This is a genomic window from Micromonospora sp. NPDC051296, from assembly GCF_040682255.1.
In the GTDB taxonomy this organism is placed as follows: domain Bacteria; phylum Actinomycetota; class Actinomycetes; order Mycobacteriales; family Micromonosporaceae; genus Micromonospora; species Micromonospora craterilacus.
On record NZ_JBFBAO010000068.1, the window covers coordinates 1 to 23451 of the forward strand.

The 23451-nt window shown below is 72.8% G+C and carries 22 protein-coding genes and 1 tRNA gene; 8 read left to right on the top strand and 15 right to left on the bottom strand.

Annotation, left to right across the window (positions count from 1 at the left end; translation table 11 throughout):
• The coding region (gene rfaE2 / locus AB0M52_RS10500) for a D-glycero-beta-D-manno-heptose 1-phosphate adenylyltransferase (protein ID WP_363951602.1) at positions 1–646 on the top strand (646 nt) is incomplete at its 5' end.
• Positions 643–1515 carry a glycosyltransferase family A protein gene (locus AB0M52_RS10505; RefSeq protein ID WP_363951605.1) on the top strand — a complete coding sequence of 291 codons (873 nt, stop codon included), beginning with the start codon at positions 643–645 and terminating at the stop codon, positions 1513–1515. The genes rfaE2 and AB0M52_RS10505, both read left to right, overlap by 4 nt.
• Before the next feature lie 55 nt (positions 1516–1570).
• On the opposite strand, the gene AB0M52_RS10510 is transcribed toward AB0M52_RS10505, so the two are convergent.
• Genes AB0M52_RS10510 through AB0M52_RS10520 form a run of 3 tightly spaced genes read right to left on the bottom strand, consistent with a single transcriptional unit; the run spans position 1571 to position 3724 of the window.
• Positions 1571–2677: a glycosyltransferase family 9 protein gene (locus AB0M52_RS10510; protein WP_363951608.1), complete on the bottom strand. Its 1107-nt coding sequence runs from the start codon at positions 2675–2677 to the stop codon at positions 1571–1573.
• A 10-nt stretch (positions 2678–2687) separates the two neighbouring features.
• Positions 2688–3221 carry an Hsp20/alpha crystallin family protein gene (locus AB0M52_RS10515; protein ID WP_363951611.1) on the bottom strand — a complete coding sequence of 178 codons (534 nt, stop codon included), beginning with the start codon at positions 3219–3221 and terminating at the stop codon, positions 2688–2690.
• Complete coding sequence (locus AB0M52_RS10520; protein ID WP_363951613.1) at positions 3218–3724, bottom strand: DUF2231 domain-containing protein; 507 nt, start codon at positions 3722–3724, stop codon at positions 3218–3220. Before AB0M52_RS10520 ends, AB0M52_RS10515 begins: the two co-directional genes overlap by 4 nt.
• Positions 3725–3887: 163 nt before the next feature.
• Here AB0M52_RS10520 and AB0M52_RS10525 point away from each other — a divergent pair, with 163 nt between their 5' ends.
• Positions 3888–4505, top strand: coding sequence for a pyridoxamine 5'-phosphate oxidase family protein (locus AB0M52_RS10525; RefSeq protein ID WP_363951615.1), 618 nt, complete (start codon positions 3888–3890; stop codon positions 4503–4505).
• Here AB0M52_RS10525 and AB0M52_RS10530 read toward each other — a convergent pair.
• Positions 4496–4915 (bottom strand): VOC family protein, encoded by a 420-nt coding sequence (locus AB0M52_RS10530; protein ID WP_363951617.1) that lies wholly within the window; start codon positions 4913–4915, stop codon positions 4496–4498. The two genes, AB0M52_RS10525 and AB0M52_RS10530, sit on opposite strands and share 10 nt — an antisense overlap.
• A 112-nt stretch (positions 4916–5027) precedes the next feature.
• On the opposite strand from AB0M52_RS10530, the gene AB0M52_RS10535 reads away from it, so the two are divergent.
• Entirely contained in the window at positions 5028–5510 is a 483-nt protein-coding gene (locus AB0M52_RS10535) for a hypothetical protein (protein WP_363951619.1), read from the top strand.
• Positions 5511–5581: 71 nt separating this feature from the next.
• Here the strand turns inward: AB0M52_RS10535 and AB0M52_RS10540 are convergent.
• Positions 5582–5657, bottom strand: a tRNA-Thr gene (locus AB0M52_RS10540).
• Positions 5658–5781: 124 nt separating this feature from the next.
• Here AB0M52_RS10540 and AB0M52_RS10545 point away from each other — a divergent pair.
• Positions 5782–7590 (top strand): metallophosphoesterase, encoded by a 1809-nt coding sequence (locus tag AB0M52_RS10545; RefSeq protein ID WP_363951621.1) that lies wholly within the window; start codon positions 5782–5784, stop codon positions 7588–7590.
• Between the two features lie 115 nt (positions 7591–7705).
• On the opposite strand, the gene ricT is transcribed toward AB0M52_RS10545, so the two are convergent.
• From ricT to tmk, 6 genes are all read right to left on the bottom strand, one after another.
• Positions 7706–8542: a regulatory iron-sulfur-containing complex subunit RicT gene (gene ricT, locus AB0M52_RS10550; RefSeq protein ID WP_363951624.1), complete on the bottom strand. Its 837-nt coding sequence runs from the start codon at positions 8540–8542 to the stop codon at positions 7706–7708.
• A 146-nt stretch (positions 8543–8688) separates the two neighbouring features.
• Positions 8689–9390, bottom strand: a complete 702-nt coding sequence (locus AB0M52_RS10555; protein ID WP_363951627.1) for a hypothetical protein — start codon at positions 9388–9390, stop codon at positions 8689–8691.
• A complete protein-coding gene (locus tag AB0M52_RS10560) occupies positions 9390–9695 on the bottom strand; it encodes a hypothetical protein (protein WP_363951630.1) in 306 nt (101 codons plus the stop codon). Before AB0M52_RS10560 ends, AB0M52_RS10555 begins: the two co-directional genes overlap by 1 nt.
• 1 nt (position 9696) lies before the next feature.
• Entirely contained in the window at positions 9697–10026 is a 330-nt protein-coding gene (locus AB0M52_RS10565; protein WP_111219388.1) for a YbaB/EbfC family nucleoid-associated protein, read from the bottom strand.
• Positions 10027–10168: 142 nt separating this feature from the next.
• Positions 10169–11425 carry a DNA polymerase III subunit delta' gene (locus AB0M52_RS10570; RefSeq protein ID WP_363951634.1) on the bottom strand — a complete coding sequence of 419 codons (1257 nt, stop codon included), beginning with the start codon at positions 11423–11425 and terminating at the stop codon, positions 10169–10171.
• Entirely contained in the window at positions 11425–13521 is a 2097-nt protein-coding gene (gene tmk / locus AB0M52_RS10575) for a dTMP kinase (protein ID WP_363951655.1), read from the bottom strand. Before tmk ends, AB0M52_RS10570 begins: the two co-directional genes overlap by 1 nt.
• Before the next feature lie 354 nt (positions 13522–13875).
• Between tmk and AB0M52_RS10580 the strand changes: the two genes are divergently transcribed.
• Positions 13876–15084 carry an amino acid deaminase/aldolase gene (locus tag AB0M52_RS10580; RefSeq protein WP_363951636.1) on the top strand — a complete coding sequence of 403 codons (1209 nt, stop codon included), beginning with the start codon at positions 13876–13878 and terminating at the stop codon, positions 15082–15084.
• A gap of 18 nt (positions 15085–15102) precedes the next feature.
• Here the strand turns inward: AB0M52_RS10580 and AB0M52_RS10585 are convergent, their stop codons facing one another.
• On the bottom strand, positions 15103–15756 hold the full coding sequence (locus tag AB0M52_RS10585; protein ID WP_363951657.1) for a TetR family transcriptional regulator: 654 nt from the start codon (positions 15754–15756) through the stop codon (positions 15103–15105).
• A gap of 224 nt (positions 15757–15980) precedes the next feature.
• Between AB0M52_RS10585 and AB0M52_RS10590 the strand changes: the two genes are divergently transcribed.
• Together AB0M52_RS10590 and AB0M52_RS10595 are read left to right on the top strand one after the other, a co-directional pair.
• A complete protein-coding gene (locus AB0M52_RS10590; RefSeq protein ID WP_363951639.1) occupies positions 15981–17297 on the top strand; it encodes a D-arabinono-1,4-lactone oxidase in 1317 nt (438 codons plus the stop codon).
• Between the two features lie 447 nt (positions 17298–17744).
• Positions 17745–18719, top strand: coding sequence for a DUF559 domain-containing protein (locus AB0M52_RS10595; RefSeq protein WP_363951644.1), 975 nt, complete (start codon positions 17745–17747; stop codon positions 18717–18719).
• Positions 18720–18780: 61 nt separating this feature from the next.
• Here the strand turns inward: AB0M52_RS10595 and topA are convergent, their stop codons facing one another.
• From topA to AB0M52_RS10610, 3 genes are all read right to left on the bottom strand, one after another.
• Positions 18781–21573 (bottom strand): type I DNA topoisomerase, encoded by a 2793-nt coding sequence (gene topA, locus AB0M52_RS10600; RefSeq protein WP_363951647.1) that lies wholly within the window; start codon positions 21571–21573, stop codon positions 18781–18783.
• Positions 21574–21885: 312 nt separating this feature from the next.
• The gene (locus AB0M52_RS10605) at positions 21886–22668 is read right to left on the bottom strand and encodes a hypothetical protein (RefSeq protein ID WP_363951649.1); all 783 of its coding nucleotides are present in this window, start codon (positions 22666–22668) and stop codon (positions 21886–21888) included.
• Complete coding sequence (locus AB0M52_RS10610; protein WP_363951652.1) at positions 22659–23201, bottom strand: hypothetical protein; 543 nt, start codon at positions 23199–23201, stop codon at positions 22659–22661. Before AB0M52_RS10610 ends, AB0M52_RS10605 begins: the two co-directional genes overlap by 10 nt.
• Positions 23202–23451: the final 250 nt, after the last annotated feature.

The following is a 23451-nucleotide window of genomic DNA, read 5'->3' on the forward strand; positions in this document are numbered from 1 at the left end:
CGTCGGCAGCGAGGGCCTCGGCGTGATCATCGCCGAGCACCGCCGCGCCGGCCGTTCCGTCGTCTTCACCAACGGCTGCTTCGACGTGCTGCACCGGGGACACGTGCGGTACCTGGAACAGGCCCGAGCCCTCGGCGACCTGCTGGTGGTGGCGGTCAACTCCGACGGCAGCGTACGCCGGCTCAAGGGGCCGGACCGGCCGGTCAACCCGGTCGAGGACCGAACTGCCCTGCTCGCCGCGCTGTCCTGCGTGGACCACGTGGTGGTCTTCGAGGAGGACTCACCGGCCGCGCTGATCGAGGACATCCGCCCGGACGTCTACGTCAAGGGCGGCGACTACCCGCCCGAGCTGGTGCCCGAGGCACCGCTGGTGCAGCGGCTCGGCGGCCAGGTCCGCACCCTTGGGTACGTGCCGGACCGCTCCACCTCCGCGATCATCGACCGGATCCGGGCGCACGCCCAGGAGACCGGGCCGGAGATTGCCGCCGGCGACCCACCGCCCGACCCACCCGCGACCGGCGTGACCGCACCCGATCCGGCGGTGGCACCCGCAACCGGTGTGACCGCATCCGATCCGGCGGTGGCGACGAACCGCGCTGGCGGACCAGCGACCGGCTCGGCCGTGCCACCGCTGACCGCGCCGTGAACCGCCCGCTCGACGCCGGCTCCCGCGCGGAATTCCGCGCCGACCGTCTGCTCGACGTGCTGGTGCCGACCCGGGACCGTCCCGCTGAACTCGCCGTCACCCTCTCCGGGCTCGCCGCCCAGGAGGGGGTGCCCGGGTTCGGGGTCGTGGTCAGCGACCAGTCCGACGGCGAACCCGGGTACGCCCATCCGGCGGCGGCCACCATGGTCCGTGCGCTGCGCCACCGCGGGCACCCGGTGCTGCTGACCCGCCGGCTGCCCCGGCGGGGCCTGGCCGAACACCGGGCCTGGCTGCTCGCCGCGTCCGGCGCCCGGTATGTGCTCTGCCTCGACGACGACGTCTGGCTGGAACCAGGGACGCTGCACCGGCTGGTCACCGCGATCGAGGAGCTGGGCTGCGGGTTCGTCGGCAACGCGGTGCACGGACTGTCCTACCTGCACGACGTTCGGCCGCAGACGCACCGGCACTACCAGGAGTGGGCCGGCCGGCCGGTGCCGGAGCGGATTCGCCCGGGCACCTCGCAGTGGGACCGGGCGCAGATCCACTCGGCGGCGAACCTGCTGCACGTCACCGAGTCGCTGGCCCTGCCCGAGGGAAGCTGGCGGGCGTACAAGGTCTCCTGGATCGGCGGCTGCGTGCTGTACGACCGGGCGAAGCTGGTCGACTCCGGCGGCTTCGACTTCTGGCGCCGGCTGCACGAGCGGCACCAGGGCGAGGACGTCGCCGCCCAGCTCGCCGTGCTGGCCCGCCACGGCGGCGCCGGCGTCCTGCCCAGCGGCGCGTACCACCTGGAGTCGCCCACCACGGTCACCGACCGCGACGTGGAGGCGTGGGAGGTCGTCCTCGCCGACGCGGACGCCGACGCCTGATCGGCGTTAACAAGGGGCCCTTCCTCTACCGCAGGCGTTAAGAAGGGGCCCTTCCTTACCCGAACAGCAGCTCGCGGGCGGCTTCGAGCACCTCGACGACCGGTACGTCGGTGACGAACGAGTCCCGATGTGGACAGTCGCCGTCGCCGGGCCGGTGCGGGTAGATCCCGGGGGTGCAGTCCACCCCGCAGACCGGGCAGTGCACCGTCCACGAGGTGATCGGCCGGTGCCGGTCCCGTAGCGCGGTGGCCGTGGTGATCAGGTTGCCGACCCAGAAGATGCCGACCGTCGGGGTACCCACCGCGGCGGCGAGGTGCAGCGGGCCGGTGTCGTTGGAGACCACCAGTTCGCAGCCGGCGTAGCAGCCGACCAGCCCGCCCAGGCTGAGCGTGCCCACCTGCGGCCGGACCGGGACGCCGGCCGCCGCCGCCACCTGGTCGACCACGTCCTGCTCGGCGGGGGTCCCGGTGACCAGCACCTCGTACCCGTCAGCGTGCAGCGTCCGGGCCACCTGCGCGAACCGGTCGGCGGGCCAGCGGCGGCGGGTGTCGGTGGCGCCCGGGTGCAGCGCCACCCGAGGGCGCTCCGGCTCGCCCAGCACGAATCGCGCCTCGGCGCGATCGGTGTCGGTGACCGCCAGCACCGGGGTGATCGTGGTCGCCGGGGCACCGACCAGCGCCGCCACCTCCAGGTAGCGGATCACCTCGGGCTGGTAGTAGACGTAGCGCAGCCAACGGTCCAGCGGCGGGGCGTCCTCGGCGCGCAGCCCGGCGGTCATCCGGGCGCCGAGCGCGGCCACCAGCGGGTTCGAGTTCGCACCGCCCCCGTGTAGCTGGAGCGCCAGGTCGAAGCGTTCCGCCCGGGCGGCGGCCAGGAAGTCGATCATGCTCGACTCGGGCTCGCCGGAGGCCGGCGTGCGGATTCCCGGGGCGGCTGGCACCACCAGCACCCGGTCCACCGGGCCGGGCCGGTCGCGCCACAGCGCCGCGTGCCACGGCGCACCGAGCAGCACGATCTCCGCCCGCGGGTACGCGGAGCGCAACGCGTCCAGCGCCGGCAGCACGAAGATGAAGTCGCCGAGCGCGTTGGCGCGCAGCACGGCGATCCTGGCCACGTCGGGCACCAGCCCGGCGACCGGGGCGAGCAGGGCCGGCGCGGCCACGGAGGGGCCGCTACCGGCCGGGCTCGCCGACGGCGACGTCCGGCTGGTGCAGTTCCCGATCCGCCGCCGGGTCGATGCTGCGCGGCCTACTCCCGGACGGGCCGACGGGGTGTGGGCCGGTGCGGCCGACGGTGATGGTGCGCGGCAGGGGCCGGGTCGCCCGTGGCAACCTGACCCGGAGCAGGCCGTGGTCCATCACCGCGTCGATCGCGTCCGGGTCCACCCGCGACGGCATGTGCACGCGGTACTCGAAGCCTCGGGTCTCGAACCCGCCGGAGATGCCGTGGTCGGCGTTGACCTCGGCCTCCGTCCGGGCGCGTACGCACAGCTCGCGCTCGTCCAGCTCGACCGCGACCTCCTCCGGTGCGACACCGGGCAGCCGAACGACCACCTCCCAGCCGTCGGTGGTCTCGCCCAGCTCCACCTCGGGCGGCCCCGGCCGGCCGCCGACCAGCCGGCTCAGCTCGGCCCGCAACGACTGCAACTCACCCAGCGGGTCCCAGCCCTGCTGGCCGGCCCGCCGGCCACGTCCCGGTCTGGTCATCGGGCACCTCCCATCTGCTGGCCGGAGCCGGTGGGCCGCAGCGAACTCGGCGCGTTGAGGTTGGCGTCGCGCTCGACGCCGACGCCGAGCCGGTCGACGAGTTCCCCGCCGAGCCAGGCGGCGACGCCGAGGATGGCCACCGCCACCACCTCGATGGCGATCAGCGCGCCGCCGGCGGTCCGGTACTCGGCATTGAGCCGCACCACCCAGACCGCGGCGAACAGCAGAAGCATCGCGGTGTTGGCGGCGGCGTGGGTCTGCCCCACCCGCTTTGCCCGGGTGCCGCGCGGGATGGCCAGCAGGTCGACCAGCCCGGCCGCGGCGGCAAGCAGGCCGCCGATCAGGCCGACGGAGAGATTCCAGAACGCCAGTTGGCCCAGGTAGTTCGGCCCGCCGAGCGCGTCGATGATGTCGAACAGCACGGTGGTGACCAGCAGGGCGACCGGGAACATCACCAGCATCGGGTGAACAGGGTGACCCAGAATCTTGAGTCGACTCTCCATCTGCGGGCCTCCACTGCTCGGGTCGCGGGCGCACGCTCCGGCGCTCGGTGCGGCCGTACCCCGGTCACCACGGGACAAACCTGACGGTGGACACGACTACACTTACGGTGACGGTTTCCCGTCTGGTGCCGTCACCACGGTCAACGCCACGGGGAGGCAGACAGTGACGGTGGAGATCACGTCGGCGGCGGAGTTGACCGAGCTGCTGGGCACCCCGGCGCCCCGCGCCGCCGTGAAGGAACGCACCACGCTGCACGAGCGTGACCGGCAGTGGCTCGCCGCGTCCCCGTTCTGCCTGGTGGCCACGGCCGGGGCGGACGGCAGCTGCGACGTCTCGCCCAAGGGCGACCCGGCCGGCTTCGCCCTCGTGCTGGACGACCGGACCATCGCCATCCCGGAGCGTCCCGGCAACCGGCGGGCGGACGGCTACCGCAACATCCTGGCGAACCCGCACGTCGGGCTGATCTTCCTGATCCCCGGGCGCACCGACACCCTACGGATCAACGGCCGGGCCCGGCTGTTGAGCGACGCGCCCTGGTTCGACGAGATGGTGGTCAAGGGGCACCGGCCGGTGCTCGCCGTGGTGGTCGAGATCGAGCAGATCTTCTACCACTGCGCCAAGGCGTTCCTCCGCTCCCACCTGTGGCAGCCCGAGACCTGGCCGGTGGACCCGCTGCCCAGCCGGGCCCGGCTGATCAAGGAGGTGGAGGCACCGGCGGAAACGCTGACCGAGCTGGAGCGCCACTACGGCCCGGAGTACGCCAGCAAGCTCTACGTCTGACCCGAGGGTCGACCGGCGACGGCGACCATCCAGAGGTGGCCGTCCGGGTCGGCGAAGGTGCCCGCGTATCCCCAAGGCTGCTGGCCGGGCTCGGTGACCACCTCGGCGCCGGCCTCCAGCGCCCGCTTGACCAACCCGTCCACCTCGTCCGAGCTGGTCGCGCTCAGGCCGAGCACGCACTCGCTGTGCCGGGAATCGGCGACCTCCCGCCCGCCGAGCACCCAGCCGAAGCCACCGGTCGGCACCAGCATGAGCCGCAGACCGTCGTTGACCTCGAACTGCAACGGCTCGGGCAGCCCGTCCTCAGCGGCCTCGCCGACGACGTCCAGGCCGAGGGCGTCCCGGTAGAAGTCGTAGGAGACCTGCCGGTCCACGATCGGCAGACTGACGATGACCGGTGTGTGGCGCACGGGAACCTCCGGGGGTCGGCACTGACCTCGCCATTGTGGCCACCGTATGGCACGGCGGGCGTGAAGCAATTGACGAGCCGCGGACTTGCCATCTGAACATACGATCCCGCGCATGAGGATGTCCCGCGTCTGGCTGGCGGCCTGCCTGGTCATGCCACTTCTGGCGGCATGCGTCACCGGACCCTCCGAGGTACCGGCACGGTCGTCGGTCACGTACACCTGCTGTGAGACTGCGGATGTCGAAACGCTCTACGAGCCGGGGCAGACCTTCATCCTGCACTGGATCGTCGAACTGCTGGATGAGCCGCCTGCCACGACCCCGCCCCAGGTCGAGCTGAACGCCCACCTGACCGGCCCGTTCGCGACGGTGGATGAGCTCAAGGCCGTGGCAATGGGCACCAAGAATGTTTCGGGGCTGGTCACTCTCACGGCCGAGCCGGTTCGACCCGCCGGCACGCCCGACGAACGACCCGTCAGCACCATCGTGATCGATCCCTCGGCCAAGCCGGGTTACTACAACCTGGTCAGCTCGGTGGTCGACCGCGGAAGCACGGTCAGCGGGGAAAGCATCATCCAGGTAGTGCCCCAGAGTTGAACCACCGCAGGACGACACGACGAAGGCCCAGGTCATGATCGGCGATCAAGCCGTTAACCTGGGCCTTCCTGTGGAGCCGCCTGACGGAATCGAACCGTCGACCTACGCATTACGAGTGCGTCGCTCTGCCGACTGAGCTAAGGCGGCAACGATGGCCAAGTGTACGGCACGCGTCGGCGCGGGGCCGAGCGGGATTGCCCGAGTCGGCGGACCGGACAACGGGGCCTTTCCGGCTCAGCGCGGCTGACCGCGCCCCACTACGCTGCGGCTAATGACCGACGATCACATCCCCCGCGACGAACCGGTCGACAGCCCGCCGGGTAAAACGGCACCGCCCGACCCGACCGGCCGGGCGGCACCCCAGGCCCGCCCGTTCGCCGGGGAGGTGGGCGGCGGACGGGCGACGCGGCGGCCCAGTAGCACCGACCCGCTGGAGCTGGGCTTCACGCCGCGCAAGCCGGTGCCGTGGCTCGCGCCGTTCCTGCTGATCAGCACCGGCCTGCGTACGTTGCTGGCCCTGCTCTTCGGGGCCTACCTGGACAAGCGGGAGCTGCAGAAGGCGCTGGACGCGGAGGTCGCCAAGCAGGTCGGGGCGGACGGTGGGCTCTGGCTCGACTACGTGGCCGACCTGGGCGACGGCTTCAACGCCACGTACTCGGTGGCGTACCTGCTCGCCCAGCGGGAGCTGGAGGTGGACGGGCACCGGCTGCCCCGGGCGCAGACCCTGGTGATGGGCGGTGACCAGGTCTACCCGTCGGCCGCCTACGAGGCGTACGAGGACCGCTGCAAGGGGCCCTACCAGGCGGCGCTGCCGGTCAGCCCGCCGGAGCAGCCGACGATCTTCGCCGTGCCCGGCAACCACGACTGGTACGACGGGTTGACCGCGTTCCTCCGGCTGTTCGTCCGCACCCGGGATCGGCATTTCGGCGGCTGGCGTACCGGCCAGTCCCGCTCGTACTTCGCCGCCGAGTTGCCCGCCGACTGGTGGTTGCTCGGCCTCGACGACCAGTCCGGCTCCTACGTGGATGATCCGCAGCTCACCTACTTCGACGCGGTGGCGAAGAAGCTGGGACCGCAGAGCAAGGTGATCCTGGCGGTGCCGGCGCCGGCGTGGGTCAAGGCCGTCGACCAACCCACCGCGTACGACTCGATCGACTACTTCATCCGGACCATCGTCGCGCCCACCGGGGCCCAGGTCCGGCTGCTGATCTCCGGCGACCTGCACCACTACGCCCGGTACACCGGGCCGGACGGCCGGCAGCTGGTCACCTCCGGCAGCGGCGGCGCGTACCTCTACCCGACGCATCAGCTGCCCGAGCGGATCGAGGTGCCGCCACGGGACACAATGGCCCGCCGGTCCAGCCCCTCCCGGACGTACGAGCTGGCCGGCCGCTACCCCGACGCCGCCCGCTCCCGCCGGTACGGCTGGGGGATCTTCAGCCGGCTGCCCCGCCGCAACCCGGGCTTCGCCACGCTGCTGGGCATCCTGCACACCCTGCTGATGCTGTCGATGGCCGGCGTGACCGACTTCCGGTCCGAGGCGTCCGAGCAGCGCCTGTTCAGCGTGCCGCTGGTGATGATGGTGCTGCTGATGGTGCTCGCGGCGGCCCTGTTCGCCAAGCCGCCCAGTTCCACCGGCAAGCGCCACGCGCGGCACTGGATCCTCGGCGTCGGGCACGGCCTGGCCCACGTCGGGCTGGCCGCCGGCGGCACCTGGGCCTGGCTGGCCCTGCCCTTCCACGACTGGCCCTGGCCGCTGCCGGCGGTCGCCGCGGTGGCGGTCTACCTGCCGGTGAGCGGCCTGGTGGCCAGTCAGCTGGTGGCCGCGTACCTGCTGGTGGCCGGCGCGTTCGGGGTGAACGTCAACGAGTTGTTCGCCGGCCAGGGCATTGAGGACGCGAAGGGCTTCGTACGCCTGCGCATCGACCCCGACGGCACCCTGACCCTCTACCCGATCGCGATCGACCGGGTCGCCCGTGACTGGCGGGTGAACCCCGACCAGTCCCCCGACTCCTCCTGGCTGACCCCCACCACCCCACTCCGGCCCCGCCTGGCCGAACCCCCCATCACCCTCACCTGACCACCGCCCCACCCACCCTGTTGATCATGAAGTTGGCGGGTGCTTCAAAGATCAAAGTGCCCGCTAACTTCATGATCGACCCAGGCTCGCGGCCGGGGCCGGCGGAGGTGTGGGGTTAGTTGGAGTAGTGCTGGTCGTGGGCTTGGCGGGGGGCGCAGACGGAGGCGCGGGAGCAGGAGCAGCGGGAGCCGTCGGCGTCGAGGCGGACGGTGACGGCGTCGCGGGGGACGCTGTGACCGACCACCCGGCCCTCCCCCTTCGGGGTGGAGACCCGAACGCCGACCTCCGGGGCGGACTCCTGGAACCGTTGATACAGCGGGTGCTCGTATTTCAGGCAGCACATCAGCCGACCGCAGGCGCCGGAGATGCGCAGCGGGTTGAGCGGAAGGTCCTGGTCCTTGGCCATCCGGATGGTGACCGGCTCGAAGTCGTTCAGGAAGGTGGCGCAGCACAGGTCACGCCCGCAGGATCCGATGCCGCCCTGCACCCGCGCCGAGTCGCGCGCCGAGAGCTGGCGCAGCTCCACCCGACAGTGCAGGGTCGCCCCGAGATCGCGTACCAGCGAGCGGAAGTCCACCCGGTGCGGCGCGGTGAAGTAGATGGTGCTGCGCTCGCCGCCGTCGGTGCTGCCGAGCACGTGGTCGACCGCAACCACCTTCATCGGCAGCTCGTGCTCCCGGATCAGCCGCTTCGCCGCGATCTTCGCCTCGGCCTTGCGCCGCCGCAGCGTCTCGTCCCGGCGCAGATCGTCCTCCTGCGCCAGCCCGGCCAGCCGGGGAAAGCCCTCGGTGTCCTCGGTGACCCACTGCGCGGCCCAGACGCACTCCGCCACCTCGGGACCGTCGTCGGTGGGGACCAGCACCTTGTCGCCCACCTGCGGGCGCAGTTCGCCCGGGTCGAGGTAGTAGAGGCGCCCGTACCGCTGGAAGCTGACCGCGCAGAGCATGCCCATGCCCTTCACCCTACGACGCCGCGCCGGCATCGCGCCCAGCCGCAGTGACGCCGGACTACACCGTGTAGACATCCACGGTTGTCGACTCGACCGATCCCTGTCCCAGCTACTGGTACGACGATGCCGGCCCGGACGGCCGAAACCTGCTACCAGCCCACGCGGGTCGTCCGGGTGCCCGACAGACCGCCACCGTCGGGGCGGGACCGGTTGCCGGCCGGGCGCCAGGGGGACTCGGCCAGGCTCGGTGCCCACTGCCGGAGCAGGGTCTCCGCTCCGTCGTAGGCGACACAGAGCACCGCCAGCACCCGGGCGGCGATCTCGGCGGCACCGGCACCACCCGGCGACGACGGCCCGGAATGGGGCGATTCCCTGGTTACCGAGGTGGCGGCGACGACGGCCACCGCCTCTCCCGAGCCGATCACGTCGGCCAGCACTCGGGCGACGGCGAGCCGGCTGCCCTCCACCCAGTCGGCGAGGGCGTCGGCGTAACTGGCGGTCGCCTCCAACCGCCCGACCAGGCTCTCCGGCCCCTCGTCGAGGTGTCGCAGCAGCGTTGCCCGGGACTGCCCGTACGAGGCGGCGGCCGGCCCGGACCAGAGCACCGGGTCGGTCAGGGCGGCGCAGGCGTGGTCGTACCCGTGGACCTGCCGGCGTACCGTGTGCCCGGCACCGGCCAGCGGCGCGGAACGCAGGTCGAGGAAATTGCGCAGCGCCTCGCCGGGCAGCACCTCCATCCGCCGCAGCAGCGGCCAGACCCGGTGCCCCTCGGGAGCACCGGCGGCGAGCAGGGTGTCGACCCGGCGCAGCAGGTCGAGACCGGGCTCGGCGAGCCGGTCCAGGGCGTCCATCACGCCTCCCCGACCAACCGGCGGGAGACCGCGGAGTCGGTGTCGGCGTACTGGTCGGCGGCCTGACGCAGCGCCGCGGCCGCAGACGCCAGGTGGGCGGCGGCCGCGTACGCCTCCCGGGCCCGGTCACCGGTGGCGGCCACCCACTGGCGGTGCAGCGCCCGCCCGATCTCACCCGGCCGCCCCGGGGCGTCGGCGCCGAACGCCACCTGCGCCGGGTCACCGGCGGCAACCGAGCGGGACAGCGCGGTCAGCGTGGCGCTCGCCTCGTCGAGGCGGCTGGCCAGGGCACGAAGGCTGTCCATCTCAGGCCCCCGTCAGCGGTCGGTAGGCGGTGAAGGTCTCGTTGTGCAGCTTCTCCCTGGCCCACTGAGCGGCGTCGGCCGCCGCGGCGACCGCGGCCCGCACCGAATTGGCCACGTCGCGCGGCGCTCGGGTGTGCAATGGGCCGAGGAACCGCACGTCGGTGATCCGGCCGCTGGCGGTCACCACCACCTCGACCAGACCGTCCGGTGACCGGACGGTGACCTCGACCGTCGCCACGGCCTGGTCGAACTCGGCCTGGAGGGACTCGATCCTGCGGTAGCGCCGGACCGCCTCCTCGATCCATGCCTCGTCGATCTCGCCCCGCGGCATCAGCGGGCTCCTCCCCAGTCGTCCTCACTCTGCGTGCCGCTACCGTCACCACGGCACACCGGACCGTACCGCACGCGAATTGCGCGTGTCGATGCCTGTGGAAAACCGGTCCGGCCGGCGGACGTCGTGCGGGGAGTGCCGGTCAGCCCTTCCAGAGGGCGAGCATCATGGCCTCGACGGCGATCCGGGGTTTGACGTTGGCCTCGATCGCGGTACGGCAGGCGAGCACCGCCTCCAGGCGCCGCAGCGCCCCCTCCGGCTGCCAACTGCGGGCACCGGCGTCGGCCAGCTCTGCGGTGTCGGTGTGCACCGGCGCCACCGGCGCGCCCAGCGCCATGGTCAACGCGTCCCGGTAGAAGGCGGCCAGGTCGACCAGGGCCCGGTCCAGCGCGTCCCGCTGAGCCCGGGTCGCCCGCGACTTCTGGCGTCGCTCCAGGTCCTTCAGCTGCCCGGCCGCACCCCGCGCCGCACCCGCCGCGCCCCGGCCGGTGCCGCCCGCGCCGAGTGCGGTCTCCAGCGCCGCGCGCTCCGCCGCGTCGATCTCCGTGACCGACGCCTCGGCCTCCGCCTCGGCCGCCTCGATCAGCGCGGACGCCGCGTCGAACGCGGCACCCACGCCGGTCAGCCGGCGAGGTACCGCGAGTACCGCCTCCCGCCGGGCACGGGACTGCGGGTCGCCGGCCAACCGCCGGGCCCGCCCCACGTGCCCCTGGGTGGCCGCCGCCGCCCACCGCGCCACGTCGGGCGCGATCCCGTCCCGGCGGACCAGCACCTCGGCCACCGCCGCGGCCGGCGGCTGCCGCAGTGGTACGACCCGGCACCGCGACCGGATGGTCACCGAGATGTCGTCCGGGTGGGTGGACGGCGCGCAGAGCAGGAAGACGGTCCGCGGCGGCGGCTCCTCCACCGCCTTGAGCAGCGCGTTTCCGGCCGCCTCGGTGAGCCGGTCGGCATCCTCGATGATCACGATCTGCCAGCGCCCGCCGGACGGGGTGCTGGCTGCGCGGAGCACCAGCGCCCGCATCTCGTTGACGCCGATGGAGAGCCCTTCGGGCACCACCAGCCGCACGTCCGCGTGGGTGCCGGTGAGCGTGGTGTGGCAGCCGGGGCACTCGCCGCAGCCGGTGCCGTGCACGCACTGCAGTGCGGCGGCGAAGGCCCGCGCCGCGACCGACCGGCCCGACCCGGGCGGGCCGGTGAAGATCCACGCGTGGGTCATCCCCGCACCCGGGTCACCGCCGGCCCCGGCCGAGATCGCGTCGGCGTCCTCCGCCGGTGCGGCCGTGGGCTTCGCCCGTTCGCCGGCGGTGCGCAGGACGGCCGCAGCCGCCGCGGCGGCCCGGCGCAGCGTGGCCACTGCCTCGTCCTGCCCGACCAGGTCGGCGAAGGCGTCCGGCATCAGGTCCGCTCCGTCGTCACCAGCTCCGATGGGGATAACTCGGGCTGCACCGAGGTGTCCGGACCGTTCGCCGGACCCGGGTGGTTCACGCCGCCGGCAGCATCGAGCAACTCCTCCACCCGGCGGGCCACCCGCTCGGCGATCTCGTCGGCCGGACGGGCGGCGTCGAGCACCAGATAGCGCTTCGGGTCGGCGGCGGCGAGGTCGAGGAAGGCGTACCGGACCCGCTCGTGGAAGGCCACCGACTCGGCCTCCAGCCGGTCGGCGACCTGGTTGCGCGCGGCGGCCCGGGACAGCCCGGTGCGCGGGTCGACGTCCAGCAGCACCACCAGGTCGGGCTTGAGCCCACCGGTGGCCCAGGAGGAGAGCCAGGAGACCTCGTCGACCGGCAGCGTACGGCCGGCACCCTGGTACGCCAGCGACGAGTCGACGTACCGGTCGCTGATCACGACGGCGCCGCGGACCAGGGCGGGCCGGACCACCGTGGCCACGTGGTGCGCCCGGTCGGCGGCGTAGAGCAGCGCCTCGGCGCGCGGCGAGGGCGCATCGTCGGCGGAGGTGTCGAGCACCAGCGACCGGATCCGGGTGCCGATGCCGGTCGCGCCCGGCTCCCGGGTGACCACCACGTCCCGCCCCTCGCCCCGCAGCCGCTCGGCCAACTCGGTCAACTGAGTCGACTTGCCCGCGCCCTCGCCGCCTTCGAAGACCACGAAGAGCCCGGCCGAGACGAACGGTTCGGCCGGCATCAGCGGGCGGCCCCGGATCGACCCCCAGAGGTCGGCCAGCACCGGAACGCCCTTCTTGTCGTCCATCTGGCCGAACGCGCTGATCCCGGCGAAGATCCCGGCCACGCCGGCGGCGAGCAGCAGCAGGCGGGTGGCGGAGACCGAGATCTGCGCGCCGGCGATCTCCAGGGTCCGCGACCCGCCGACACCGGCCAGCAGGCCGCCCAGCGCGATGGCCAGGATCAGCACCAGCCGGGTGCCGATCTGCACCACCGCGAAGACCCGGCCACGGACCTCGTCGGCTACCTCGCCGCCGAGCAGCGTGGTGCCGGACAGGAAGGCCATCCCGGCACCGGCACCGACCAGGATCGCCCCGACGATCGCCATGGACAGGTGGATGGCGAAGGCCAGGGTCATCACCGAGGCGCTGGCCAGCACGATGCTCATGCCGAACCAGCGGCGTCGGGACATGTCCCGCACGATCATCGGGCCGAGCCCGATGCCGAGCGCCAGGCCGACGAAGATCGCGCCGAACAGCAGGAAGAACGCGGCGTCGCCGGCGTTGAGCGAGGTGGCGAAGAACTGCGCGGTGCCGATGACGATGCCGCCGCCGGCGAACGCGCCGAGGATGCCGAACACCAACCCCCGGACCAGTGGGGTGTGCCCGATGAATCGCCAGCCCTCGACGAACTGCCGGAACATGCTCTGCTCGCTGCGCTGCTGCCCGTCGGCTCGACCCTGGCTGATCTCCTTGATCCCGTACATCACCACCAGCGCGGTGGCCAGCCGGGAGAACGCGTTGACCCAGAGCGCGAGCTGTGCGGGCTCGGCCCAGGCCGGCATGTCCCCGCCGACGATTGCCCGCACGCTGCGGTCGAGCACCGCCGCGACGACCGCGGCGAGGACCGGCGTGAGGCCGTACGTGGTGATCAGGGTCAGCTGGTTGGCGGCTTCCAGCCGGGCGCGCGGGATGAGGTTCGGGACCGCGGCCTCCTTGGCCGGGATCCACAGCAGGGTGACCGTCTCGATCAGGAAGGTGGCGATGGCGGCCCACCCCACCACCACCGCGCCGCCGGCCCCGAGCAGCGCGACCAGCGGGATCGAGGCGAACAACAGGAAGCGCAGCACGTCGCAGATGACCATCGTCCAGCGCCGGTCGAACCGGTCGGCGAGCACGCCCGCGATCGGCCCGAGTATCAGCGCCGGCAGCAGCCGGACGGCGATCACACCGCCGAAGGCCACCCCCTTGGCGGTGCTCCCCTCCACCTGGGCCGCGGCGAAGACCGAGGTGGCGAGCAGGCCGAACCAGTCGCCGAAGGAGGCCGCGCCGAGCACGATCCAGAGCCGGCGGAACGGCCGGATACGCAGCACCGAGCGGATCGCGCCGTAACCGCTCAGGTCGGCCTGGCCGGCGGGCGCACCCGGTGGCCCCGGCGGTCCGCCGGGCTGGTTCTTCCGGTCGCCGGACGGGCCGGCTGCGCCGGCCGGCTGGTCCGCGGACGGCGACACGCCGGACGACTCGCCGTTGAACTGGCTTTCGATGGCCGTACCTCCACGTGCCGGCCCATCGCTGGGCACCCCCGGTGGAACACTCTAGACCCGACAGGGACCTCTCCCCGTCGTGCATCGCCTGCTCGCCGAGCCTAGGCCGCTGTGGCCAGCCCGACCCAGGCGGGCAGACGCGAGGGTGTTTCGCATTAACCGTTTCACAGTTAGCGTGCACACGTGGCCACCGACAGCGAGAACCTGCGCCACCGGCTGGACCGGGCGACCGCACACCTCGACCCGCCGTACGCGGTGGTCGACCTCACGGCCTTCGACACCAACGCCGCCGCACTCGTCGCCCGGGCCGGCGGAAAGCCGCTGCGCATCGCCAGCAAGTCGCTGCGCAGCCGCGACCTGATCGCCCGCGCGCTGGCCCGGCCGGGCTGGCACGCAGTGATGGCATTCACGCTGCCCGAGGCGATCTGGCTGGTCCGGACCGGGGTGGCCACCGACGCACTGGTGGCGTATCCCACGGTCGACCGGAGCGCGCTGGCCCAACTCGCCGCCGATCCGGCCCTCGCGGCGGCCGTCACCCTGATGGTCGACGACCCCAACCAGCTGGACCTCTGCGATGCGGTGCGTCCTCCCGGACGCCGTCCCGAACTCCGGGTCTGCCTCGACCTGGACGCCTCGTGGCGCCTGCTGGGCGGACGGGTGCACGTCGGGGTACGCCGCTCACCGGTGCACAGCGCCCGGGCGGCCGGCCGGCTGGCCGCCACCGTCGCCCGCCGGCCGGGCTTCCGGCTGGTCGGCCTGATGTCGTACGAGGCACAGATCGCCGGCCTGGGCGACGCACCGCCCGGGCAGGCGGCGCTCGGCGCCGCGATCCGGCTGGCCCAACGCGGGTCGTACCGCGAACTGCTGGCCCGCCGGGGCGCGGCGGTGGCCGCCGTACGCGAGCACGCCGACCTGGAGTTCGTCAACGGTGGCGGCACCGGCAGCGTGGCCGCGACCAGCGCCGATCCCGCGGTAACCGAGGTCACCGCGGGATCTGGCCTGTACGGGCCGACGCTGTTCGACGCGTACCGCAGCTGGCGCCCTACCCCGGCGGCGTTCTTCGCCTGTGCGGTGGTCCGCCGGCCGGCACCCGGGCTGGCCACCGTGCTCGGCGGTGGCTGGATCGCCTCCGGTTCGGCCGCCGACAGCCGGCTGCCCCGGCCATGGTTGCCCACCGGGCTCAAGCTGATCGGTGCCGAGGGCGCCGGCGAGGTGCAGACCCCGCTGGCCGGCACGACGGCCGCCACCCTGCGCATCGGCGACCGGGTCTGGTTCCGCCACGCCAAGTCGGGCGAGCTGTGCGAACGCGTCAACGAGCTGCACCTGGTGGACGGCGACGAGGTGGTGGCCACCGTGCCGACCTACCGGGGCGAGGGTCGAGCCTTTCTCTGACGCGGACCGGGTGCGGCGTCAGGCGGGCTGCCCGGCCGGCTCGGCCGCCGCCTCCGGCTCGGAGATCTGGTCGTCGGCCGGCTTGGCGGGTTGCACGACCGGCCGGTGGCCGGCGTCGCCCCGCGCGTTCACCTGGCGGTGCAGATACTCGCGGATCAGCGCCTTCGCCTCGGTCAGTACCCGGTCGTCGCCGTCCGGCTTCCGCCGGAACGCGAGCTTGATCAGCGCGTCGGCCGCCTCCACCGCGATCTCCAGGTGGAAGCGCAGGTCGGGAACGTCGGCGAGCCCGAACCGCTCAGTGAGCACCCGGCCCAACTGGTCCGCGATCACCCCGTTGTTGTCCCGCTGCTCATCGAGCAGATGCAGGTCGACCACGTCGCCGAAGTGCAGGGTACGGAACCCGGGGACAGTGCGGTGCATCGTGATGTACTCATCGATTCCCGCGTCGACCCCGTCCCACCAGTGGGTCAGGTCGTCCGAGGCGAAGCGCTCGTCCAGCCGCTGGAGGTAGGACTCCATGGTGCGCAGCGTCAGCGCCTGCACGATTGCCCGCTTGTCCGGGAAGAACTGGTAGACCGACCCGATCGCCACCTCGGCCCGCTCGGCGAGCAGGGTGGTGGTCAGTCCCTCGTACCCCACCTCGTCGACGAGTTCGGCGCAGGCGTCCAGCATTCGCTGGACCCGCGCGACACTACGGCCCTGCACCGGTACACGGCGCAGCGGCCCGGTCGTGGCGGCTGAAGTGGACACTCGCCACCCCCTCTCGACGGAAGAACATATCTGCCAGTCACGAGTCCGTGACTACCGGTACAACGAGCGGACCTCGATTGCGGTATTTACCAGGAACAACGTTCCTGATATGAAGTCGGTTCATATTCATTTTGAGGAGCGCGCCGATGGCCGGAACCGCACCCGCCGATGCCGCCACCTGGTCCAACTGGGCCGGCAACCAGCACAGTGTCGCGACCGCCGTCCTGCGCCCTTCGTCCATCGTCGAGGTCGCCGAGCAGGTCCGTTCCGCCGCCGCGACCGGTGAGCGGATCCGCCCGGTCGGCAGCGGCCACTCCTTCACCTCTGTCGCGGTCGGCGATGGACGGCGGATGGACCTGACCCGACTTGCCATCGACGTACGCGTGGACGTCGATCAGCGCCTCGTCACCGTACCGGCCGGGATGACCCTGCGGGGGCTGAACGCCCTACTCGCCAGTCACCAGCTGGCGTTGCCGAACCTCGGCGACATCGACGCGCAGACCGTGGCCGGGGCGATCTCCACCGGCACTCACGGCACCGGCGCGGCGTACGGCGGCCTGGCCACCTTCGTCGAGGCACTGACGCTGGTCACCGGAACCGGCGAGGTGCTGCACTGCTCCACCGAGGAACATCCCGAGGTGTTCGAAGCAGCCCGGCTCTCGCTCGGCGCGCTCGGCGTACTGGTCGAGGTGACGTTGCGCTGTGTGGACGCCTTCGTGTTGCGGGCACACGAGCGCCCGGCGGTGCTGGACTCCGTGCTGGCGGACCTGCCCGGCCTGGTCGACCGGCACGACCACGTCGAGTTCTTCTGGTTCCCGTACACCGACCGGGTTCAGCTCAAGGCCAACGACCGGGTCGCGACCGACGACCGACCGCTGCCCGGCTGGCGCCGCTGGCTGGACGACGACTTCCTGGCCAACACCGTCTTCGCCGGGGCCTGCCGGCTCGGCCGCGCGGTGCCGGCCCTGGCGCCGGGGATCAGCGCCTTCTCCGCCCGGGCGCTCAGCGAGCGGGTCTACACCGGCCGCTCCGACACGGTCTTTTGCAGCCCGCGCCGGGTCCGCTTCCTGGAGATGGAGTACGCGCTGCCGCGTGCGGCCCTGCCCGACGCGCTCGACGCGCTGCGCCGGATCATCGACGGGCTGCCGTTCAAGGTGCTCTTCCCGGTCGAGGTGCGATTCACCGCCGCCGACCAGATCTGGTTGTCGCACTCCTACGGGCGCGAGTCGGCGTACGTCGCCGTGCACCAGTACGTCGGCATGCCGTACGAGCCGTACTTCCGGGCCTTCGAGGAGGTGGCGACCGGGCTGGGCGGCCGCCCGCACTGGGGCAAACTGCACTGGCGCGATGCGGCCTCGCTAGCTCCCGCCTACCCCCGCTGGCACGACTTCCAGGCCCTGCGCACCCGCCTCGACCCCGCCGGCACCTTCACCACCCCCCACCTGACCACCCTCCTCGGCTGACCCACCACTGGATCTTGGTACGAGAGCGCCCTTCGAGGGGCGGTTTCGTACCAAGATCTCCGGGCTGTCCACAGGGGTAGAGCGAGAGTGGCAGCGGTGGGCAGGGTGGGGTGTGGAGATTCGGGATGCGGAGCGGGGGCGGGGTGGCGGCGGGGCGCGGCGTGGCGGCGGGGCGCGGCGTGGCGGCGGAGCGCGGTGTGGCGGCGGAGCGCGGGGTAGGGGCGCGGCGTGGCGGCGGAGCGCGGCGTGGCGGCCGAGCGCGGGGTAGGGGCGCGGCGTGGCGGCCGAGCGCGGCGTGGCGGCGGAGCGCGGCGTGGCGGCCGAGCGCGGCGTGGCGGCCGAGCGCGGGGTAGGGGCGCGGCGTGGCGGCGCGGGGTGGGGTGGGGGCGGAGCGCGGCGTGGGGCGGGGGCAGCTTGTCGGGGCCGGGGCCGGGGCGGGGGCGGAGAGTGAGGCGGGGGCGTGAGCTGGAGTCGGGACCTCGGCAAGAGTGGGGACGGGAGCTGCCGGATGATGACGCGGACGAGCTGACCTGGCTGCTGTTCCACCAGGAGAACGTGCTCAGCCTCGATCAGGCACGCCGACATCTGTCGCCGAAGGCGATCCGGCACCGAGTCGGGTCTGGCCGGTGGCGGCAGGTGCATCGCGCCGTTTACGTCACCCACAACGGGCCGGTCGCTCCGGCGCAACGGCCGTGGATCGCCGTCCTCGCCGCTGGCCCGACCGCGGTACTTGGCGGGCTGAGTGCCGCCCGGGCGTGGGGCCTGCGCCGATACGACGACGGCCTCGTGCACGTGCTCCTGCCGGCCCGCCACCAGGCGCGGTCGATGCCCTCCGGCATCCAGGTGCACCGCACCACCAGCTTGCCGGACGAGGATGTTCTAGCCGTGGGGCAGCCCCGTCGTACGATGCCGGCTCGGTCGGTCGTGGACGCGGCACAGTGGGCAGCCAGCGACCAGGAAGCCCGGGCGATCATCGCGGCCGGTTTCCAGCAGCGCCTCGTCGGTGGCGACGACGTGCAGCGCGTGCTCGACCGGCTCCCACGGGCGCGGCGCCGCCGCCTGATCGGGCAGACCGCCGCCGACGCGGCAGGTGGCGCGCACTCCCTTTCTGAGCTGGATTTTCTCGGCCTGGTGCGGAGCGCCGGGCTACCCGAGCCGACCCGGCAGGCGGTTCGCCGGGACGCCGCCGGTCGACGCCGCTACCTGGACGCCTGGTTCGAGGAATGGCGGGTGCACGTGGAGATCGACGGTGGCCAGCACCTCGACCCGGCCACCGCCTGGGCGGACATGCGCCGGCAGAACGACCTGTGGCAGAACGGGGACCGGGTGCTGCGCTTCCCCGCCTGGGCCATCCGCCACGACCCCACCGCCGTGATCACTCAACTCCGCACCGCACTACTAGCCGCGGGCTGGCGCTCCTGACGCCGAGATCTTGGTACGAGAGCGCCCTCCGAGGGGCGGTTTCGTACCAAGATCCGGAGCGTCAGTCGGTCGTACGGGCCGTGGTGGTCTTCTTGGCGGGGGTGGACTTGGCTGCGGCGGTTTTCTTTGCGGCGGTGGCCTTGGTCGCCTTCGTCGCGGTGGCCTTCTTGGCGGGCGCCTTCTTGGCTGCGGCCTTCTTCTTCGGCGCCGGGCCCTTCGCCCGCTTCTCGGCGAGCATCTCGGCCGCGTCCTCCAGGCTCAGCGCCTCGGGCGTCTGACCCCGCCGCAGGGAGGCATTGGTCTCCCCGTCGGTGACGTACGGGCCGAACCGGCCGTCCTTGATGACCAGCGGCTTCTCCGTCAGCGGGTCGACACCCATCTCCCGCAGCGGCGGGGCGGCGGCCCGGCGCTGTCGGGCCTTCGGGGCGGCCAGCAGCGCCATTGCCTCGTCCAGCGTGACGGTGAACATCTTGTCTTCCGAGTCCAGCGAGCGGAACTCCTCACCACGCTTGACGTACGGGCCGTAGCGGCCATTGTTGGCGAACACCTCGGCACCGTCCGGGCCCACCCCGACCAGCCGGGGCAGGCTGAGCAGCTTGAGCGCCTCGTCGAGGGTGAGCGAATCCGGGGACTGCGAGCGGAGCAGCGACGACTTGCGCTCGCCGCTGGCCACGTACGGGCCGAACCGACCGGACTTGAGCACGATCGGCTCCCCGGTCGCCGGGTCGTCACCGAGCTTGCGCTCGCCACCGCCGCCGAGGAACAGCTCGTGCACCTTCTCCGGGGTCAGCTCGTCCGGCGCAAGGCCCTCGGGGATCGGCGCCCGGTCGCCCGGGGTCGCGCCCTCCTCGCCCTCCGCCGCGGGTGCCTGCTCCTCGCCCGGCACCCGGCGCTGCAGGTACGGCCCGTACCGGCCGACCCGCACCACCACCTCACGCCCCTCGTCGTCGGTGAACAGCGGGATCGAGTTGACGCTGCGCGCGTCGATCTCGCTGAGGTTCTCGGTGACCAGCTTCTTCAGCCCGCCGGAGCGGGCGATGTCCTGGTCGCCGGCGCCGTTGGTGGTGCCGAAGTAGAACGCGGTGAGGAAGTCGACCGCCGCGTGGTCGCCACCGGCGATCTCGTCCAGCTCGTTCTCCATGCTGGCCGTGAAGTCGTAGTCGATCAGGCGCGGGTAGTGCCGCTCCATCAGCCCGATCACCGCGAACGCCAGGAAGGACGGGATCATCGCCTGGCCGCGCTTGACGACGTACCCGCGGTCCTGGATGGTCTGCATGATCGAGGCGTACGTGGACGGCCGGCCGATGCCCAGCTCTTCCAGGGCCTTGACCAGCGACGCCTCGGTGTAGCGGGCCGGCGGCTGGGTGTGGTGGCCCTGCGCGGCCAGTTCCTCGGCGGTCAGCGGCTGGTCCTTGACCAGGTTGGGCAGCCGGCGCTCGGCGTCCTCCGCCTCGGCGTTCTCGTCGTCGCTGGACTCGACGTACGCGCGCAGGAACCCCGGGTCGGTGATGGTCTTGCCGGTGGCGCCGAAGTCGGCCTCCTCGCCGCCGGCGGTGGTCGCCCGGATGCGCACCGAGACGCTGGAGCCGACCGCGTCGGTCATCTGCGAGGCGATGGTGCGCCGCCAGATCAGCTCGTAGAGCTTGTACTCCTCGGCCGACAGCTCCTTGGCCACGTCGCCCGGGGTGCGGAAGTTGTCCCCCGCCGGGCGGATCGCCTCGTGCGCCTCCTGCGCGTTCTTCACCTTGCCGGTGTAGCGGCGCGGCTCCGGCGGCACGCTGCGCTCGCCGTACAGCTCGACGATCTGCCGGCGAGCTGCCGCGATGGCGGTGTCCGACAGGTTCACCGAGTCGGTACGCATATAGGTGATGTAGCCGTTCTCGTACAGCCGCTGCGCGGTGCGCATCGTCTGCTGCGACGAGAACCGCAGCTTGCGGGCCGCCTCCTGCTGGAGCGTGGAGGTGATGAACGGCGCGTACGGGCGGCGGCGGTAGGGCTTCTCCTCGACCCGGGTGACGGCGAACGGCCGCCCCTCCAGCCGGGCGGCGAGCCCGCGGGCCCCGCCCTCGTCGAGGTGCACCACCCCGGCACCGGGCTTGACCCGACCCGTGGTCGGCTCGAAATCCTTGCCGGTGGCGATCCGGTCGCCGTTCAGCGCGACCAGGGTGGCGTTGAAGTTGCGTGGCCCCTCGCCGGCGTTCGTCACCGCCAGGGTGGCCAGGATGTCCCAGTACTCGGCGGTGCGGAAGGCCATCCGCTGCCGCTCCCGCTCGACCACGATCCGGGTCGCCACGGACTGCACCCGGCCCGCCGAGAGCTTCGGCATGACCTTCTTCCACAGCACCGGGGAGACCTCGTAGCCGTACAGCCGGTCGAGGATGCGCCGGGCCTCCTGGGCGTCGACCAGGTCGCGGTCGATCTCCCGCGGGTTGGCCACCGCCGCCTGGATCGCCGGCTTGGTGATCTCGTGGAAGACCATCCGCCGGACCGGCACCTTCGGCTTGAGCGTCTCCACCAGGTGCCAGGCGATCGCCTCGCCCTCGCGGTCCTCGTCCGTGGCGAGGAAGATCTCGTCGACCTCCTTGGCCAGCTTGGTCAGCTTGCTGATCTGCTGCTTGCGGTCGGCGGAGACGACATAGAGCGCGTGGAAGCCGTTGTCGACATCGACCCCGAGCCGGGCCCATGGCTCGCCCTTGTACCGGGCCGGGACGTCGGCGGCGTTGCGCGGCAGGTCGCGGACATGCCCGAAGCTGGCCTCCACGACGTACCCCGGGCCGAGGTAGCCCGAGATCGTCTTGGCCTTCGCCGGGGACTCGACGATGACCAGACGGGTGGTTCCAGCTTTGCTTGGCACGTCTGTTTCGACCTCTTTCCTGCTCATGGCCGCGCCTGCGCCCGGTTCGGGGCGCACTCGACCCACCGATACCCAGCGGTCCGGATGTCCAACGTAACGCGCCGTCCGTGTTTCGGGTTTCGCGGGCGGCAATCCGCCCCGGACGATCGGTGGTCGCGCCGGACGGCGCCACCGTACACCCAGGGTAGGGCGTGGAGCGTGCCACTGTGACCATGGCAGCCCCTCGGTGGAGGTAGAACCCGGCCGATTCTCCCTGTGTTCCCCGACACCCGGCTGTCCCCGATCGGACACCTGGCCCCGCCCCGAGCCCGGTCAGGCGCGGGTGGGCCAGGCGGGCGACGGGGCGGCGGGTGGGCGGGTGCCGACCAGCTCGGCCAGGCGGAGTATTCGGCGGCGGCCGACGATCCGGTAGGCCGGGCCGCCTGCGTTGGGCGGCACCAGATCTCCGGCGAGGCCGGCAGCGGCGAGGGCGGCGCCGACCGCCTCCCAGCGGTCCGGGTCGGTGCCGCCGAGACGGAGCAGGAAGTCCGGCGGCTCGGCCGCGCCGGCCGCGGCGAGCCACAGCCGCAGCCGCCGGCCGTCGAGCTGGAAACCGGCGGGCGGGTGCTGCGTCGGGCCGCGCAGCCAGGCCGTCGCCAGCGGCACGATCGTCCGGGTGTACGCGGTACGCACCACGTACCGGTCGTCGTCGGTGGGGGCCCAGGTCGCCCGGACGCCGCGCTGGGCCAACTCGGCGACGAGTACGTGCACCCGCCAGGCGGCGTCGACCGCCACGGACAGCCGGGCCGTACCACCCATCCGGTGCACCTCGCCCGGCCCGGCGAGCAGCCCGGCGAGGTCGGCGACGGAGGGTTCAGCGGTCTCCGCGCCGAAGAAGACCAACTGCCGGTCCGGGTCGGCGGCGCCCGGCTCGGCCAGTTGCGGCGTCGGCGCGCCGTCGCCGGCCACCGGCTCGGAGTCCGGGTCCGCCGGGGCCGAGTTGGTCCGCTGGCCGGGAGCGCCACGGCGAGTTGCCCGCGGGGCCGCAGCGGGCGCCGGGAAGGACACCGGCAGCGGTTGCGCCGCCGGTGTCTCGCCGGGACCGCTCAACGGCATTCAGGTACCTCGTCGAAGGCGCGCTTCAGTTCCTCGGAGTTCAGCCGGCTGGTGTCCAGCGCGCTCGCGTCGTACTCCTGCTGGAGGGTCTGCACCGCAGCCCGGACGCCGTCGTAGAAGGCGGTGGACTCACCGGTGCCCAGCCCGTCGATGGTGGTCCGGGCCCGGCCGTAGGCATCCCGCATCGAGGCGAGCGAGGCCCGGAAGCCGGCGGAGATCTCCGCGCCGTGCTCGACCTTGGGCACCCCCGCCTGCTCCACCTTCCGCCGGGCGGTCTCGCTGGCCTCCTCGGCCCCGCCGAACAGCCGGACCAGGTTCTCCTTGGCCTGCGCGGGCGTGGTCTGCGCGGTCATCTGCTGGTTGGTGCTGCTGGTCAGCTTGCTGATCTCGGCCCGCCAGGGGGTCAGCGCCGAGCACACCGAGGCGGCCCAGGCCCGGGGGCTGGGGCCGCTGGACCCGCAGGCGGCCAGCAGGACCAGCGTAGCCAGGACCACCGTGAGCTTTCCGGCGACTGCCGCCCGGCACGAACGCATGCGTTGCAGCGTACGGCTTCGGACGCGGGTCGGCACCGGTCAGGCGTACCGGCCCGACGGGCCGCCTGACCGGCCGGTGGCCGGTCCCCGGTCGGCGGTTGCGCCGACCGGGGACCGGATGCCGTACGGGTCAGGCCTTGATCGCCTCCGGTCGCGAAGGCGTGTCCCTGCATGGCCCGGTCACACCGGGACTCGTCACCGGGTCACCTCACTGACCCAGGGGTGACGCGCGGGGCGGGGCGTGGGGTCC

Excerpts from the sequence above, each read along its gene's own strand:
- AB0M52_RS10515 (WP_363951611.1), bottom strand. The coding sequence starts at position 3,221 with ATGACCAGACCGGGACGTGGCCGGCGGGCCGGCCAGCAGGGCTGGGAC.
- AB0M52_RS10520 (WP_363951613.1), bottom strand. The coding sequence starts at position 3,724 with ATGGAGAGTCGACTCAAGATTCTGGGTCACCCTGTTCACCCGATGCTG.
- AB0M52_RS10535 (WP_363951619.1), top strand. The coding sequence starts at position 5,028 with ATGAGGATGTCCCGCGTCTGGCTGGCGGCCTGCCTGGTCATGCCACTT.
- AB0M52_RS10545 (WP_363951621.1), top strand. The coding sequence starts at position 5,782 with ATGACCGACGATCACATCCCCCGCGACGAACCGGTCGACAGCCCGCCG.
- ricT (WP_363951624.1), bottom strand. The coding sequence starts at position 8,542 with ATGGGCATGCTCTGCGCGGTCAGCTTCCAGCGGTACGGGCGCCTCTAC.
- AB0M52_RS10555 (WP_363951627.1), bottom strand. The coding sequence starts at position 9,390 with ATGGACGCCCTGGACCGGCTCGCCGAGCCCGGTCTCGACCTGCTGCGC.
- AB0M52_RS10560 (WP_363951630.1), bottom strand. The coding sequence starts at position 9,695 with ATGGACAGCCTTCGTGCCCTGGCCAGCCGCCTCGACGAGGCGAGCGCC.
- AB0M52_RS10565 (WP_111219388.1), bottom strand. The coding sequence starts at position 10,026 with ATGCCGCGGGGCGAGATCGACGAGGCATGGATCGAGGAGGCGGTCCGG.
- AB0M52_RS10570 (WP_363951634.1), bottom strand. The coding sequence starts at position 11,425 with ATGCCGGACGCCTTCGCCGACCTGGTCGGGCAGGACGAGGCAGTGGCC.
- AB0M52_RS10585 (WP_363951657.1), bottom strand. The coding sequence starts at position 15,756 with ATGCTGGACGCCTGCGCCGAACTCGTCGACGAGGTGGGGTACGAGGGA.
- AB0M52_RS10590 (WP_363951639.1), top strand. The coding sequence starts at position 15,981 with ATGGCCGGAACCGCACCCGCCGATGCCGCCACCTGGTCCAACTGGGCC.
- AB0M52_RS10605 (WP_363951649.1), bottom strand. The coding sequence starts at position 22,668 with ATGCCGTTGAGCGGTCCCGGCGAGACACCGGCGGCGCAACCGCTGCCG.
- AB0M52_RS10610 (WP_363951652.1), bottom strand. The coding sequence starts at position 23,201 with ATGCGTTCGTGCCGGGCGGCAGTCGCCGGAAAGCTCACGGTGGTCCTG.